This is a genomic window from Paenibacillus sp. sgz302191 (assembly GCF_057749925.1).
In genome coordinates this window covers 353,993-369,907 of the sequence record NZ_JBYLHY010000002.1, presented here as the reverse complement: position 1 = coordinate 369,907, position 15,915 = coordinate 353,993, and the positions used below count along the sequence as shown (strand labels likewise).

The 15,915-nt window shown below is 53.1% G+C and carries 19 protein-coding genes and 1 other annotated feature; of the genes, 18 read left to right on the top strand and 1 reads right to left on the bottom strand.

Annotated features, from left to right (window positions below; all coding sequences use genetic code 11):
- Positions 1-153 precede the first annotated feature (153 nt).
- A complete protein-coding gene (locus AC3G2T_RS04035; RefSeq protein ID WP_488434601.1) occupies positions 154-1,437 on the bottom strand; it encodes an N-acetylmuramoyl-L-alanine amidase in 1,284 nt (427 codons plus the stop codon).
- A 148-nt stretch (positions 1,438-1,585) separates the two neighbouring features.
- On the opposite strand from AC3G2T_RS04035, the gene AC3G2T_RS04030 reads away from it, so the two are divergent.
- From AC3G2T_RS04030 to obgE, 18 genes are all read left to right on the top strand, one after another.
- Positions 1,586-1,828, top strand: a complete 243-nt coding sequence (locus tag AC3G2T_RS04030) for a DUF4321 domain-containing protein (RefSeq protein ID WP_474680436.1) — start codon at positions 1,586-1,588, stop codon at positions 1,826-1,828.
- A 174-nt stretch (positions 1,829-2,002) separates the two neighbouring features.
- Entirely contained in the window at positions 2,003-2,605 is a 603-nt protein-coding gene (locus AC3G2T_RS04025; RefSeq protein ID WP_474680435.1) for a Maf family protein, read from the top strand.
- An 86-nt stretch (positions 2,606-2,691) separates the two neighbouring features.
- Positions 2,692-3,144: an RrF2 family transcriptional regulator gene (locus AC3G2T_RS04020; protein ID WP_474680434.1), complete on the top strand. Its 453-nt coding sequence runs from the start codon at positions 2,692-2,694 to the stop codon at positions 3,142-3,144.
- A 175-nt stretch (positions 3,145-3,319) separates the two neighbouring features.
- Positions 3,320-4,009 carry a RadC family protein gene (radC, locus tag AC3G2T_RS04015; protein WP_488434600.1) on the top strand — a complete coding sequence of 230 codons (690 nt, stop codon included), beginning with the start codon at positions 3,320-3,322 and terminating at the stop codon, positions 4,007-4,009.
- A gap of 52 nt (positions 4,010-4,061) precedes the next feature.
- The gene (locus AC3G2T_RS04010) at positions 4,062-5,096 is read left to right on the top strand and encodes a rod shape-determining protein (RefSeq protein ID WP_474680432.1); all 1,035 of its coding nucleotides are present in this window, start codon (positions 4,062-4,064) and stop codon (positions 5,094-5,096) included.
- Positions 5,097-5,131: 35 nt separating this feature from the next.
- Positions 5,132-6,001, top strand: coding sequence for a rod shape-determining protein MreC (gene mreC / locus AC3G2T_RS04005; protein ID WP_474680431.1), 870 nt, complete (start codon positions 5,132-5,134; stop codon positions 5,999-6,001).
- Positions 6,002-6,013: 12 nt separating this feature from the next.
- Complete coding sequence (gene mreD / locus AC3G2T_RS04000; RefSeq protein ID WP_474680430.1) at positions 6,014-6,544, top strand: rod shape-determining protein MreD; 531 nt, start codon at positions 6,014-6,016, stop codon at positions 6,542-6,544.
- Between the two features lie 72 nt (positions 6,545-6,616).
- Positions 6,617-7,276, top strand: a complete 660-nt coding sequence (gene minC / locus AC3G2T_RS03995) for a septum site-determining protein MinC (protein WP_474680429.1) — start codon at positions 6,617-6,619, stop codon at positions 7,274-7,276.
- Between the two features lie 40 nt (positions 7,277-7,316).
- Entirely contained in the window at positions 7,317-8,111 is a 795-nt protein-coding gene (gene minD, locus AC3G2T_RS03990) for a septum site-determining protein MinD (protein WP_474680428.1), read from the top strand.
- A gap of 6 nt (positions 8,112-8,117) precedes the next feature.
- Positions 8,118-9,260, top strand: coding sequence for an FtsW/RodA/SpoVE family cell cycle protein (locus tag AC3G2T_RS03985; protein ID WP_488434599.1), 1,143 nt, complete (start codon positions 8,118-8,120; stop codon positions 9,258-9,260).
- A 203-nt stretch (positions 9,261-9,463) separates the two neighbouring features.
- Entirely contained in the window at positions 9,464-10,348 is an 885-nt protein-coding gene (locus AC3G2T_RS03980; RefSeq protein ID WP_488434598.1) for a peptidoglycan DD-metalloendopeptidase family protein, read from the top strand.
- Positions 10,341-11,216: a M50 family metallopeptidase gene (locus tag AC3G2T_RS03975; protein WP_488434597.1), complete on the top strand. Its 876-nt coding sequence runs from the start codon at positions 10,341-10,343 to the stop codon at positions 11,214-11,216. The genes AC3G2T_RS03980 and AC3G2T_RS03975 overlap by 8 nt, the downstream gene beginning before the upstream one ends.
- 21 nt (positions 11,217-11,237) lie before the next feature.
- Positions 11,238-12,401: an Rne/Rng family ribonuclease gene (locus AC3G2T_RS03970; RefSeq protein WP_488434596.1), complete on the top strand. Its 1,164-nt coding sequence runs from the start codon at positions 11,238-11,240 to the stop codon at positions 12,399-12,401.
- 55 nt (positions 12,402-12,456) lie between these two features.
- Positions 12,457-12,545, top strand: a sequence feature (ribosomal protein L21 leader region).
- 13 nt (positions 12,546-12,558) lie between these two features.
- A complete protein-coding gene (gene rplU / locus AC3G2T_RS03965) occupies positions 12,559-12,870 on the top strand; it encodes a 50S ribosomal protein L21 (RefSeq protein ID WP_474680423.1) in 312 nt (103 codons plus the stop codon).
- A gap of 11 nt (positions 12,871-12,881) precedes the next feature.
- Positions 12,882-13,235, top strand: coding sequence for a ribosomal-processing cysteine protease Prp (locus AC3G2T_RS03960; protein WP_474680422.1), 354 nt, complete (start codon positions 12,882-12,884; stop codon positions 13,233-13,235).
- A gap of 4 nt (positions 13,236-13,239) precedes the next feature.
- Positions 13,240-13,551, top strand: a complete 312-nt coding sequence (rpmA, locus tag AC3G2T_RS03955) for a 50S ribosomal protein L27 (protein ID WP_474680421.1) — start codon at positions 13,240-13,242, stop codon at positions 13,549-13,551.
- Between the two features lie 141 nt (positions 13,552-13,692).
- Positions 13,693-14,448, top strand: coding sequence for a Spo0B domain-containing protein (locus AC3G2T_RS03950; protein ID WP_488434595.1), 756 nt, complete (start codon positions 13,693-13,695; stop codon positions 14,446-14,448).
- Between the two features lie 9 nt (positions 14,449-14,457).
- Positions 14,458-15,759, top strand: coding sequence for a GTPase ObgE (gene obgE, locus AC3G2T_RS03945; protein ID WP_488434594.1), 1,302 nt, complete (start codon positions 14,458-14,460; stop codon positions 15,757-15,759).
- Positions 15,760-15,915 lie beyond the last annotated feature (156 nt).

The window sequence follows — 15,915 nt, the reverse complement described above, 5'->3', positions numbered from 1 at the left end:
GTCATTTCCGGCTGCGGGGCGCCTTTTTGCGTTTAAAGTTCTTTACAGCGCTAAAGCGCGTTGGTCGACCGACCGCCGTCATGCAGCGCAACACCGCGCGCAGGGCGCTGCGCGCAGGTGCTCTTCTTCGAAAGACCTCGATAGAGGTTTATCTCATTTGGCTGCTTTGTTGCTGACGTAACGGTCCATCATCACGGCCATTTCGGCCCGGGAAATGGACTGGTCGGGTCTGAATTCCGTATCGGTTACGCCGTCGATAATACCTTGCTTTTTCAACGAGTAGATCGCACCGGCGCTCCATAGATCAGCGGGAACATCGGCGAAGGCGGAAACTCTTGCGTCCGCTTTGCCGCCTGCTGCGGGTTTACCGGCTTGAAGCAGCCTTTGGAAAAGGACGGCGACTTCTCCCCGCGTAATGGGCTTGTCCGGCCGGATCGTACCGTCCGCATAGCCTTGCAGCAGGTTCAGATTTTGCGCTTTTGCAAACACGGGGCTAGCCCAATGTTTGGCAGGCAGATCTTTATAAACGGCGCTGCTTATCCCGCCACCACTACCGGCACCGCCGGAAGCCGGCTTGCAGCCGTATACGGCGCTTGTAACGGTACTGCTTCCGGCGCAAGCCGTCTGCATGCCGCCGAAATTGAACGCCCGGTCCATCACGGTCAAAAATTCCGCTCTCGTCAACGCGCGCTGCGGTTCGAAGCGGTTGCCGATGCCCTCGATCAGCCCTTTATTTTTCATTCGCAAAATCGCTTCTCTTGCCCAATGGTTCAGCGTGTCGGTAAATAAAGGCGGCGCATACGCTTCAATGCCTTTTTCGATTCCTTTGGCCATTGCAGTGCGCACGGAATCGGTGGACAACAGCGCTGCGTCAGAGGCGTTGCTCAAAAAAGCGGTCTCTACCAAAATGCTGGGAATCGCCCCCATGCGAGTCACGTACACCGCGCTCGGAACGAGACCGAGATTGGCGGTGCCCGCCGCGTTCACCAGGGAATCGAGCACATGCTGCGCCAGATCCTTGCTGTAGGGCGTCAGAGCTGTCATGCTCTCGCTGGCCGGATAGTCATCTTGCGGGAAATCTTTGTCATAGTAAAGCACCATGGACCCGTTTACTTTCGAACTGTTGGTCGAGTTGGCATGAACCGAGACGAACAAGTCCGCTTGTTGCTTGCCTGTAAACTCTACTCTTTCGGCCAGCGACAAGTACCGGTTGTCCGTGCGGGTCATGGCCACTTCATACCCGCTGCGCAGCAGTTCATCCCGCAGCCTCAGGGCGATATCCAGAGTCACGGCTTTTTCCTGCAGCCCATTGCCGGTGGCTCCGGAATCGTATCCGCCGTGTCCGGGATCGACGACAACTTTGTAAGCGAAGGCTTGATAAGGAAACGAAATCGATAATAAGCCAGACAAGACCAGGAGTTTTTTACGTAAATTCATTGTGCGGCAGTCCCTCCACTCCTTATCTTACTAGGATCAGCTCTCTGTGTAAAAAGGTAAGATACGGCACCGGGTTCATCGTTTTCGTTGATCATTTGAAGAACTTGCAAGTATAATAGGCATGTACATACCGGAGAGGATGCTGGCGATGAAAAAAAACATCTTGACGCTCATCATATTTTTAATCATCGGACTGGTCACTGGAGTTATTGTCGGCCAACTGCTCACGCCGGTATCGGCGTTGTCGTTCCTGACCAATACGGTGCCAATCAGCTGGGAGCCTAAAGCCGATTTGCAAGTTGTGAAATATGAGCTGCACCTTCTGGTGAAACTAAATTTATGCAGCATACTCGGGTTGGCGGGCGGGTTTTACCTGTTCCGCAAACTGTAGCAAGAGCATGGAGTCTGTCCGATGAACTCATGTAGATGCGAAACGACGAATTTCATGCGGCGTGAGCGGTATATATGCGCAGTCATTCATTTACCGGGCAAGCACAAAAGCAGCTCCGCTCTCCGGACTCCAGGGCCATTTTACTGAATACATTGTGATAGGAGATGGTTTATTTTGAAAGCAACGAGTCATCCCACTCTCATTCTTGCGTCTTCTTCGCCGCGCAGGCAGGAGCTGATCCAAACGCTCGGACTCCCTTATATTATTCGGGTCAGCGATGCGGATGAGTCCGTAGACCCCGGAACAACGCCCGCGAAGATGGTGGAAGTACTCTCTTTGCGCAAGGCGTCGACTGTGCGGGAAATGCTGCAAGCGGAGGAGCGGCAAGGCGTAATCGTTGGTTCGGATACGGTTGTGGCGTTCGGGGGCGAGGTTCTGGGCAAGCCTGTTGACGAGCAGGACGCGTTTCGCATGCTCAAAGCTTTGCAAGGCGCGACTCACGAAGTGTACAGCGGAGTGGCCTGTCTGGACGCGCAGTCGGGCGAGCACGCCGTGGCCCATCGGGTTACGCATGTGCGGATGAAGCCGCTCACGGACGAGCAAATCCGGAGATACATCGCGACAGGCGAGCCGAAAGACAAAGCGGGTTCTTACGGGATCCAAGGCTTGGGAGCGACGATTGTCGATTCGATTGACGGGGACTATTTTAACGTTGTCGGATTGCCGCTATCGCTGCTCAGCGATCTGCTCGCTCATTTTGACATTCGGGTGCTGTGATGCATCTCGGATTGACTGGATAATCTGTAACGGTTACAATGACAGTATACGACATCACTTCATTTTGTATCGGGAGGGAAGCTGTCATGAACAGCGAATTTACGATAGCCGTGCACAGCCTCGTTTTGCTGGCTCATTTGCCTGACCGTATGGCAACCAGCGAAGAGATTGCAGCGAATGTTTCCACGCACTCCGCTCGAATTCGCAAAGTAATGGGCTGCCTCCGCAAAGCGGGATATGTCGGGACGAAGGAAGGGATCGGCGGCGGGTTTATTTTGAAACGCGACCCGAACGAAGTCACGCTGGGTGAGATTTACCGGCTGACGAGCCACGGTTCGCTCAAGCCGAGCTGGTGCTCGGGGGATGAGAGTAAGTCCTGCATGATTTCCTCCAAGATGGATAAGCTGATGGGATATGTGTTTGCGGATGCGGAGAAGCAGATGGAAGCTTGTTTCGAAAAACACACGATCGGCAGCATGCTCGAACGTTTGCACGAATTTGATTGCTCAAAACCGAATCAATCGCAACAATTATCCTAGAAGCCCTCGGATTATTACAATCCGGGGGTTTTATTTTTTGCGTACGCCCTTTTATTCCCTTTACATGTCGAATAAGTCTATGCTGGCATCAAAAGGTGTCGAGCGGTTGAGAGGGTGGTATAATGAATGGGATGCAGCGCAGTGACATAATCTAGAAGATGGAAGAGGGGAATTCATGGGAGCAATCAACTTGACTTTGCGGGAAGTGCCGCTGGGGGAAAGGCCCAGAGAGCGAATGCTGCAGCATGGGGCGGAGGCGCTCAGCAATGCGGAGCTGCTGGCGATTTTGCTGAGAACGGGCACATACTCGGAGTCGGCCGTCGGGCTCGCGCAGCGGATTTTGAGCGAGTGCGGCGGGCTGCGCAGCCTGGTGGATATGAGCAGGGAGCAGCTGACGCAGATCAAAGGAATCGGCGACGCGAAGGCGCTGCAAATTCAGGCAGGCATTGAGCTTGGCCGCAGGCTGGCCCGAAGCAGGCTGTCCGATACCGTGACGATCCGCTCGCCGAAGGATGTCGCCGATTTGCTCAGCGAAGAGCTGCGCTACTTGCAAAAAGAGCATTTTGTTTGCTTGTTTCTCAACACGAAGAACCATGTGATCGCCCAGGAGACGTTGTCTATGGGCAGCCTCAACGCTTCCATCGTGCATCCGCGCGAAGTGTTTCGCGCCGCGATCAAGCGCGGCTGCGCATCGATTGTTTGCGTACATAACCATCCGAGCGGTGATCCGACGCCGAGCCCGGAAGATATCGGGATTACGCAGCGGCTTATGGAGGCCGGCTCGATTATCGGCATCGAGGTGCTCGATCATATCATTATCGGAGACCAAAGATTCGTAAGTTTGAAGGAAGAAGGCTATATGTAATATAATAATAATTATGCTCATTGTCAGACACAACAGGAAAGGAGTAACAACCATGTTCGGTGGTTTTACAAAAGATTTGGGGATTGATTTAGGCACGGCGAATACTTTGGTTTATGTAAAAGGCAGAGGAATTATCGTGAGGGAGCCTTCCGTGGTGGCCTTGCGTACGGATACAAAAACGATAGAAGCTGTCGGAGACGCAGCGAAAAAAATGATCGGCCGCACGCCGGGGAACATCCGTGCGATCCGTCCGATGAAAGACGGCGTCATCGCCGATTTCGATACGACTTCGACGATGATCCGCTACTTTCTGAGGCAGGCGCAGAAGCAGCGCTGGCTTTTCCAGCGCCATCCGAACGTGATGGTGTGCGTGCCTTCGGGCATTACGGCCGTTGAGAAGCGGGCCGTAGAAGATGCGACCAAGCAGGCCGGGGCGCGGGACGCTTACACGATCGAGGAGCCTTTCGCTGCGGCGATCGGGGCGGACCTGCCGGTATGGGAACCGACGGGCAGCATGGTTGTCGACATCGGCGGAGGAACGACGGAGGTGGCGGTAATCTCGCTCGGCGGCATCGTGACGAGCCGTTCGATCCGCATTGCCGGCGATGAAATGGACGATGCCATCATCCAATATATTAAGCGGACTTATAATTTGATGATCGGGGAGCGCACGTCGGAGCTGCTGAAGATGGAAATCGGCTCGGCGCTGCAGATGGAACAGCCGGAATCGATTGAAATCCGCGGCCGCGATCTTGTATCGGGACTGCCGAAGACGCTCAGCGTTTCCTCCGACGAGATTACGGATGCGCTTCAGGACACGGTGGGGGCGATCGTCGACGCCGTCAAGGTAACGCTTGAAAAATGCCCGCCGGAGCTGTCGGCCGATATTATGGACCGCGGCATTGTGCTCACGGGCGGCGGCGGCTTGCTGCGCAATCTTGACCGTCTGCTCGCCAGAGAGACAGGCATGCCGGTGCTCGTCGCGGAAAATCCGCTTGATTGCGTAGCTATCGGTACAGGCCGGGCACTCGAAAATATTCATTTGTTTAAAACAAGGTCAGGGCCAACCTCCAAGTACAGAAAATAAAACGAGCGGAAAGCATCCGTTAAAAAGCCTAGAAGGTGTTCGAATTGTTTAAATTTATGGGGAACAAGAGGCTGATCTTCCTGATGTTCGGCCTGATCTGCTTTTTTATTTTGATGGGACTTACGCTCGGCAACCGGGCGCCCATGACGTGGCCGGAAAAGTTCGTCAAAGATTCGGTTTCATGGACGCAAGGTCTCTTCTACAAGCCCGCTGCCGCTATAGCGGGTTTCTTTGAGGACATTCGCCAGCTGCGAATCATTTACGAGGAAAACAAGACGCTCAAGCTGACGTTGACCCAATATGCGCGGGATACGCAGCGTCTTAACGAGTTGGAAACGAAAAATAAGGAGCTGATGGAAGCTCTCGGCTTTACGGAGCGCCAGCGCCAATCCAACAATTACACTTACCGCATTGCCGAGGTCGTCACGGCCTCTACGGATCCCTACAACAGCGCGACTACGATTAATCTGGGAGATTCGGACGGCATCAAGGAGAATATGGCCGTTATGACGGTAGACGGTCTCGTCGGCAGAGTCAGCAAAGTGTTCGGCTTTCATTCCAATGTGCAGCTATTGAAAGAGATTAGCGATACGGACAATAACTCCAAGGCGATCGCCGTTACGATTAAGGGTAACGATGAAGTTTTCGGCATGATCGAGTCTTACGACAACAAAACGGACGAACTGGTTATGAACAAGGTCGATCAGGGCGATCAGATCAAAGTCGGCGATACGGTCATGACTTCAGGGCTCGGGCAAGTATTTCCCAAAGGGATTGAAGTAGGTACGATCGCTTCTATCGGGCCCGGGGAATTCGGGATTACACAGAAAGTTATGGTGAAGCCGAAAGCTTCATTCAGCCATATCCGCGAAGTGTTTGTCGTCGAAGTTCCCGAAGTGAAGTAAGGGGGCGGCAGCATGTTTACGCGGCACTTGCTTTGGATTGTACTATTCGGCTTGTTCATTCTGCAGGGCTCCATCGTACCGCTGCTGATCCCTTCATCGTGGCAGGGACAAGTATTTGTGGCGCCTCATCTTACTCTAGTGTTCGTTATGTTTATCGGACTTTTTCATCATCGCCACTCCGCGCTGGTTTACGGATTAGTGTTCGGTCTTTTGCAGGACTTCAATTATTACGTTTCGATGCTGGGCATTTATTCCTTCGGCATGGGCCTGACCGCTTACCTGGTAGGTCTCGTCCAGAGAAGGCAGCCCAATCTGATTTTTTACAATTTGCTTATTACGGGAGTAGGTCTGCTTCTCTTCGAATTGATCAACTACGGAATCAACCGGTTGTTCAAATTGGCCGACATCGATTTCGAGTTCGCCCTTACCCACTATATGCTCCCCAGCGTCCTGTTTAATTTGCTGTTAGCCCTGATTTTCTATGTCCCCATGCGCAAGCTGCTGGAATCCATGATCGCTCCGCCGAGCGGGACAGATGATTAATAATGTCACGGTGAGGCAGGAAATTCCAGAACGCGAACCGAAATGTATAGGTTGGGGGGTCGGAACGCGCTTATGACTGCAATCAAACATCATGTGACGATAAAAGGGGTCAAAGACGGCCTTGTTTTTCTGCTAAGCGATGCTTGCGAATGGGAGGTCCTGCTCAAGGAGCTCCAGCACAAGCTGGAAAAGACTCACCAGCAAATATTGACGGGTCCGATCATTCACGTACATGTCAAATTGGGAAATCGCGAAACGACGGAAGAACAAAAAGATGAAATTCGTTCGATTATCCGGCAAAAAGGAAATTTGCTTATCCAATCGATAGATAGCGATCTGCCGATCCAGCAGGAAACGGAACCGCCGGCAGCTTCGATCAAAATGTTAAACGGCATGGTCCGTTCCGGTCAAATCCTCGAGCACGACGGCAATTTGCTCTTTCTCGGGGATGTCAATCCTGGCGGAACGATTGTGTGCACAGGAAATATTTACATTATGGGTTCCCTCCGCGGAATGGCGCATGCCGGCGTGGATGGAAACGAAAAAGCGATCATCGCCGCTTCCCACATGCGCCCGACACAGCTCAGAATCGCCGGCATTATTAGCCGTCCGCCCGACGAATGGGGAATCGAGGAAGCTTTTATGGAATTTGCCTACATCAAGGACGGCAAGATGGAAATCGATAAGCTGCACCAAATTCATCGGGTATGGCCGGATCTGATTTCAGGGTAACAACTTTTACGCGGAAAATTGATTGTGGGAGTGAGAATATATGGGAGAGGCAATCGTAGTCACTTCGGGGAAAGGCGGCGTCGGCAAAACGACGACTTCGGCTAATTTGGGCACGGCGCTGGCGCTTCAAGGCAAAAAAGTTTGCATGGTCGACACCGATATCGGGCTTCGCAATCTGGACGTAGTGATGGGGCTGGAGAACCGGATTATTTACGATCTGGTCGACGTTGTGGAAGGCCGATGCCGGCTGCCGCAGGCGCTGATCAAGGACAAGCGGTTCGATGAGCTGTATTTGCTGCCCGCCGCTCAGACCAAAGACAAGCATGCCGTATCGCCGGAGGACGTCAAGGCCATCGTTCTGGACCTGAAGAAAGATTTCGATTTTGTCATTATCGATTGTCCCGCAGGCATTGAGCAAGGCTTCAAAAACGCGGTAGCCGGAGCGGATAAAGCTATCGTCGTAACGACGCCTGAAAATGCCGCCGTCCGTGACGCAGACCGCATTATCGGGCTGCTGGAGAACGAAAAGATTTCGTCGCCCAAGCTGGTCATTAACCGCATCCGCCCGAACATGGTGAAAAAAGGCGAAATGCTGGATATCGACGAAATATGCTCGGTGCTGGCGATCGATCTGCTCGGCATCGTGCCCGACGACGAGCATGTGATCAAAGCCGCCAACTCCGGTGAACCTACTGTCATGAATCCGACATCGCGCGCAGCGATCGCTTACCGCAATATTGCCAGACGCATTCTGGGAGATACCGTTCCGCTGATGCCGCTTGACGACAAGACAGGGTTCCTGAAGCGAATGAAAAAGTTTATCGGGATAGGATGATCCTCCTTGCTTGCCAAACTGAAAAAATTTGATATTTGGATTGTTTTAATATTGCTCGTTTTCATGGTTATGAGCACGATGTTAATATACAGCGCCTCGAACGATAAAATTTCAATCGGCATTCCCAAAATTCTTGGCTTGTATGCCGTAGGCTTGCTTTCGTTTTTGGCCATCAGCCTGTTCGATTACCGCGTGCTCGTTAGAATAGCGCCGTATTTGTACGGCACCGGTGTGTTTTCGCTCATTCTCGTATACTTTTTCGGCATCGAAATCAATGGCGCCAAGGGCTGGTTCAAGCTGCCGGGCAATATGACTTTTCAGCCTGCCGAGCTCGTCAAGCTGATTCTGATTATTGCCGTTACTGCGCTGTTAGCCAGACGCGGGGGGGACGCTCTTGAAATAAAAAGAGATGTGATCCCGGTCGGATTTCTCGTTTTTTTGCCTTTCGTCCTCGTTTTGATTCAACCCGATCTGGGGAATGCAATTATTTTCGTCATTATTTTGACCGGCATGCTGTGGATCGGTAATATTAAATATACGCATGTGCTGATCGGTCTCGCCATTATCGTTGGCATGGGATTTCTGCTGTTTACTTTGTACACCCATTATCACGATAAGCTTTACACGCTCTTGGAACAATTTCATTTCAGCCACTGGATGAACCGGATCGACACGTACTTGTATCCGACCGAAGTAACCCAAGACAACAGCTACCAGGTGCGCAATGCGATCAGAGCGATCGGTTCCGGCGGCATGACGGGGGAGGGCTATATGCTGGGAAGCTCGGTGCACAGCAACTTTATTCCTTTCGCCTATTCGGATTCGATCTTTGTTGTCGTCGGCGAGGAGTTCGGCTTCCGGGGCGCGGCCATGCTGCTGCTGCTGTACTTTTTGCTGATTTACCGGATGATTCTCATTTCCATTCAAAGCACGAACCGGAGCGGAGCCTACATCGTTGTCGGCGTAGTATCCATGTTCGTTTTCCAAATATTCGAAAATGTCGGGATGATGATTGGCATCATGCCGTTAACCGGTATCACGCTTCCTTTTATAAGCTATGGCGGGACATCGCTGGTGATCAACATGCTTTCACTCGGCATGGTGATGAGCGTCAAGCTGCATCAGGACCGGGAACCGGAATTGTTTTAACATAAAGCCCTCGATAAAGCCTGAACGCTCCCCTACTAGGGAACTGAAGGGCTTTTTCTTTTGCGCGGCCTCATAATCCCGTTCCTCTGTTCATAGGTTGTACTAAGGAGTCTGACGGGACAATTCCGTAGCGGGTATGCACAAAAGCAGCTCCGCCCGCCAGACTCCTATGGCAAGCTTTCGAATAGGAAAGGGGTACTTCCATGGAAGTCAAAAATAAAGTGAAGCAGCGCCGCCAGCAGCGGCTTCGCAGCTTGCAGGAAACGACGGAGGCGAACTACGGCCGGGAACACAGGATGCAGCCATCGCGCACCGGCGGGCCGCAGCGCCCTAACCCGGAGCCTCCGCCTTATCCGGACCCGGAATGGAAGCGGCGGATGGAGGATCCGGAGTACGCATGGAGGCACAAATTCAAAATGGACCCCGCCTTGAGCGGCAGGGATTACGCAGAGGAAGACAGCGGCCTGTTTGCTCCGCCTTCCAGCCGCTCCATTGCGGTGAAGCTGATCGTAAGCGGGATCATTTTTGCCGCGATATGGGGCATGTTTCAACTGCAGCAGCCATGGGCGGCGCAAGGGAGGCAGTTCGTCACTGCATCGCTGACGGAGTCGTATGATTTTGCCGCGCTGTCGGCCTGGTATGAAGAGCGTTTGGGCGGCTATCCTTCGTTCATTCCAAGCTTCCGCGGCAGCGCCCAGGAAGAGGCGGTCAAAGTCAACGCGTCGAAGCGGACGCTGTTTGCGCCGACCCGCGGAAGCATAGTTACTCCGTACGACGGCACTACCCGTCTGGGGGTAACGCTCCGTACGCAGGATGCCGCTCCCGTATATGCGCTCGACACCGGACAAATCATATTTGCTGGGGTCAAAGAAGATACGGGCCTCACGATCATCATCCGCCATCCCGGGGGGCTGCAATCGCTCTACGGCTCCATCGGCGAGGCTCACGTCGAGGTCAATGACTGGGTCAAGGGCGGTGAGGCGGTTGGCAAAACATCGAAGGCGGATCCGTCCAAGGGAACGTTATATTTTGCCCTTACGAAAGACGGGCATCCTGTCAATCCGGCGGATGTGATTTCGTTTGATTAAATTTGCCGGTATCACATACCGCTTTCATCCGTTGTTTACGCTCGTATTGCTCTCCTCGGCAGTTACCGGATTTTTGCTGGAGGCCCTTACTTTGTTCGGCATCGTTCTGATCCACGAACTCGGTCATTTGGCGGCTGCGAGCGGCTTTGGCTGGCGCGTTAAGGAGGTGCAGCTGCTGCCCTTTGGCGGAGTGGTTATCGTGGATGAGCTCGGCACGCCTCCTGCCCGAGAGGAACTTATTGTCGCATTGGCAGGCCCCTTGCAGCATGTGTGGATGATTTTGCTGGCGCTGCTGTTCAAAAGTTTCGGAATCGGTTCCGCCGTCTGGTGGAATTATTTTATAGAGGCGAATCTGATGATCGGCTTGTTTAATCTGCTGCCTGTGCTGCCCCTGGACGGCGGGAAGGTGATGCAGTGCATGCTCGGTTACGTCATGTCCTACCACAATACGATCCTTTATTCCACATGGATCAGCATCGTGCTCAGCCTGGGGATTATCGGCGTATCCGCGGCTCAGCTTGTACACGGGCAATTGCATCTGAATTTGCTCGTCATCGGCATTTTTTTGCTGGTCTCGAACTGGATGTCGTACCGCCGGCTTCCGTACCATTTTATCCGGTTTCTGGTGGGGCGGGGCAGCCGCATCGGGTTGCTGCTGAACAAGGGGACGCTGGCACAGCCGATCGTCGTGACGCGGCAAAGAACGATGGCGGATACGCTGAAATTGTTTATGCGGGAAAAATACCATTTGATCTATGTCATCAATGAAAAAGGGCGCATCCAGGCGGTGCTGCCTGAACAGCAGCTTGTGAACAGTTATTTGGACGGCAAAAAACCGGGGAGTGCAGTTTCCGAGCTTTTCATGTAAAATAACTGTTGAGGTGAAAGCATGAAGCAGCTCATTATCCATTGCGCACCCGAACTCACCCAAGCGGCATTGCTGGAAGAAGGCCGTCTGGCAGAGTACGACACGCAGTATCCGCTTGACTCCCAAAGGGCGGGCAGCATTTATATGGGCCGCATCGTCAATGTGCTTCCAGGCATGCAGGCTGCATTTGTAGATATCGGTCTGTCGAAGAACGCGTTCTTGTATATAGATGATCTGCTCCCCGTCCACTTGGACAAACAGCCCAAAACGAAGCCTTCCATTACCGAACTCGCAACCGCCGGACAAACCTTCATGGTGCAAGTGACGAAAGACCCGCAGGGGACCAAAGGGGCCAGAGTGACGACCCATATCTCGATTCCGGGACGATGGATCGTGTATATGCCGGGTGCCGATTATATTGCCATTTCCCGCAAAATCGACACGGACGCGGAACGCCAGCGCCTGAAACAGCTTGCCGAAGGGATGCTGATCCCCGGCGAGGGCGTCATAGTCCGCACCGGAGCCGTCGGCCAAAGCGAAGAGGACATCCGCGGCGATCTGCAAAATCTCCGGGATCTGTGGAACGCCGTCTCCGCCAAGGCCGGAGAGGTTCACGCTCCCGCGCAGCTTTACCAGGATCTGGACCTGCTGCCTCGGCTTGCCCGGGACGTGATTGGTGACGATGTCAAAGAAGTGTGGATTAACGAGCACAAAACGTATGAAGAAATGAAGCAGCTGCTTCGCAGGCAAAATTCCGCATGGCGGGGGCGCGTAGCCTTTTATGACAGAAAGGTCCCCTTGTTCGACCAGTTTGGCGTGACCGAGGAGCTGAACCGCGGGTTCCGGCGCAAAATCTGGCTGCCGAGCGGCGGATACCTCGTCATCGATCAGACGGAGGCTTTGACGGTCGTCGACGTCAACACGGGACGCTACACCGGATCGGTCAATTTGGAGCAGACGGTATTCGATATTAACCGGGAAGCTGCGAGCGAAATTCCCCGATTGCTCCGGCTGCGCAACATTCGCGGCATTATTATCGTAGATTTTATCGATATGAATTCGGAAGTCAACCGCATGGCGGTGATGGACATTATGACGCAGGAAGTGCGCAAGGACCGTTCCAAAACCGTCCTCGTCGGATGGACGAAGCTGGGTTTGCTGGAAATGACCCGAAAGCGCAAATAATTCGTTGCACGATGAGCTGCACATGTGCTATAATGTTCAAAGTGTGTTGTTTTAGGGCATGCTGTAACCGCTCGAGTCGGGTCGAAGCACGATGAAAGGCAGCTGCTTTTCCGTCACCTGGACAAGGCGAGTCTGAGACATGAGGAGGTAAAGTGAAATGTACGCAATTATTGAAACAGGCGGCAAACAGTACAAAGTTCAAGAAGGCGATGTACTTTACATCGAGAAATTGAACGCGGCTGAAGGTGAAGTGGTTTCTTTTGACCGTGTCCTTGCGGTATCCAAAGAAGACGGTCTGGTTGTAGGTGCACCATTGGTTTCCGGAGCTGCAGTATCCGCGAAAGTGGAAAAACACGGCAAAGGCGCAAAAATCATCGTGTATAAATACAAACCGAAAAAGAACTACCATAAAAAACAAGGCCATCGTCAACCGTACACGAAAGTGGTTGTTGAGAAAATTCAAGCTTAAGAGGCTGTCCTATGATCTATGTGACCATAGAACGGACATCGCAAGCTTCCCCTCAGATCGCATCTTTCGTGGTGGAAGGCCATGCTGAGTATGACGTGCCCGGCAAAGACCTGGTCTGTGCCGCAGTATCGGCGGTAACGTTCGGTACTTACAATTCCATAGAAGCGCTGACCGGAGTTATTCCGATTCACGAGATGGAGCACGGGCTGCTGGATGTAACCATTCCGGACATTCCCGAATCCGATCTGGCGAAGCGGGATCAGATTCAGCTGATCTTGGAATCGATGGTCGTCATGTTAAGAACGATTGAGCAAAATTACGGTGACTATATAACGATTGAAACAACCTATCGCAAAGGAGGATGACACCATGTTGCAATTAAATCTTCAGTTTTTCGCTTCCAAAAAGGGAGTGGGCTCGACCAAGAACGGTCGCGACAGCATCGCAAAACGCCTTGGCGTGAAGCGTGCGGACGGCCAGACGGTAACTGCGGGCAGCATTCTTGTTCGTCAACGCGGAACGAAAATTCACCCGGGCAACAACGTGGGAATCGGTTCGGACGATACGCTGTTTGCTTTAGTGCAAGGCGTTGTGAAGTTCGAGCGCTGGGGGCGCGATCGCAAAAAAGTGAGCGTATACCCGGTTGATGCGGCTCCTGTAGCTGCTGCTGTAGAAGTGTAATAACGATCCCCGGCGAGCGATAAGTTCGCTGGGGATTTTTATTTGCATGAAGAACGGCAGGACGGGAATGGTGAACTTTTCCAGCTGGCATGATATACTGGAGGAACGGTTACAAAGCGGTTGAGAACGGAGCGAAGCGGCATGAATCGAGCAAGCAGCGCGCAGATCTACTTGATGGCACTAACGTTCATCGGATTAACGGGTTTATTGCTGCTGGAGCCATGGATAATCCGGGGAGCCCTATTGTTGATAACGGTTATTTGCGGGTACGCGGCCTTCAGGCTGGAATCCAGCAGATTGCAGGAAAGAGCGTTCGGCGAGCAGTTGGCTCAGGAACGGCAGTATCAAGCCAACGTGCTGCAAATCGTCAACCGGCTGCGGCATGATTGGATGAATGACATTCAAATATTGTTCGGCTACATTCAATTGAAGAAATTTGATAATTTAGGGCCGTACATGGAAAAAATAAAGACGAGCATGCAGCAGGAAAGCAATTTGTCGAAGCTGGGCATACCCGCTCTTATTACATATTTAATGATGTTTCGCGTTCAGTCCAAATCGCTGCAGCTTGAAGTCGGTCTCGATCAGGAAGTAAATTTGCAGCAGCTTCCCCTTCGCGGCAGTCTGATCGAGGAATTGGTCCCGAGAGCGGTGGAGCTGTTCCGGCAATACGCTGCCACAGGTACGGACGAGACCGGCGTCATCAGTTTGGAATTTGACGTTCAGGAAGATCATTTACTGCTTGATTTCGTGTATCAAGGGCCGTACGACGCTGAAGGGTTGAAGCAGGCTATCGATGCGCAGCTGCAGCGCACGTCGGCCGAATATTCAATCGTGCAGCAGGAATTGCAAGAGGAAGAAGCGGTCATCGCTTTGCGGCTGCCGTTTCGTAAATGAGGTGTAGCGATGTTTGTTGATAAGGCAAAAGTATTCGTAAAAGGTGGCGACGGCGGCGACGGTCTCGTCGCGTTCAGGCGTGAAAAATATGTGCCGGAAGGCGGGCCGGCCGGCGGCGACGGGGGCAATGGCGGCGACGTTATTTTTCGCGTCGACGAGGGGCTTCGCACGCTGATGGATTTCCGCTATCAGAAGCATTTTAAGGCGGCCCGCGGAGAGAAGGGACGCAACAAAGCGCAGCATGGCGCGAACGCCGACGACATGATTGTGCGCGTCCCGCCCGGCACGGTCGTCGTTGACGACGATACGCAGGAGATCATTGCCGACCTGACCCGTCACGGGCAGGAAGTGGTTGTAGCGCGCGGAGGCCGGGGGGGCCGGGGCAACATGCGCTTCGCGACGGCGCACAACACGGCGCCCGAGATCGCCGAGAACGGCGAGGATGGCGTCGAGCGCTGGGTTGTGCTGGAGCTGAAGGTGATGGCCGACGTAGGCCTCGTAGGCTTTCCCAGCGTGGGCAAATCCACGCTGCTCTCGGTCGTATCGGCCGCGAAGCCGAAGATCGCGGCCTATCATTTTACGACCCTCACCCCGAACCTCGGGGTCGTGGATGTGGGCGATGGCCGCAGCTTCGTGATGGCGGACCTGCCGGGGTTGATCGAAGGAGCCCACGAGGGCGTGGGGCTCGGTCACGAGTTCCTGCGTCACGTAGAGCGGACGCGGGTGATCGTGCACGTCGTCGACATGGCGGCGAGCGACGGCCGGGATCCTTATGAAGATTTCCTCAAAATCAATGAGGAAATCAAGCTGTACAATGCGAAGCTGGAGCACCGCCCGCAAATCGTCGTGGCCAACAAGATGGACATGCCGGAGGCGGAGGACAATCTTGTGTTGTTCAAGGAGCAGCTTGCCGAAGACGGCCGGGAAGCGGAGATTTATCAGATCTCGGCGATAGCGCGCGGCGGCGTGCAGGAGTTGCTGTACAAAATCGCCGACGTCCTGGAGAGCATTCCGGACGTGCCGGAAGTGGAAGAAATCGCCGAGGTCGAGGAGCGCAAGGTGTACCGCTTCGAGAAACGGGACGAGCAGGATTTTACGATTCGCCGGGACAACGACGTGTTCGTGGTGGAAAGCCCGTCGATCGAGCGCTTGATCAAGCGAACGAACTTCAGCACGCATGACGGTGTCATGCGGTTTGCCCGGATTTTGCGCAATATGGGGATCGATAAGGAACTGCGCAGCCGCGGAGCGGTAGACGGTCAGACGATCCGAATCGGGGATTTTGAATTTGAATTTGTGGAGAAAGAATAACATAGGATGCTCACTCTTTCGAGGGTGAGTGTTTTTTTGTTTAAAAATGATAAATATATGTAACTAAACTTGACATAACAATTGAAACATAATAACATTTTATTAAATCTGTTATTTTTATGTAAAAATAATTGACATTATTTTTGTTCATAAATC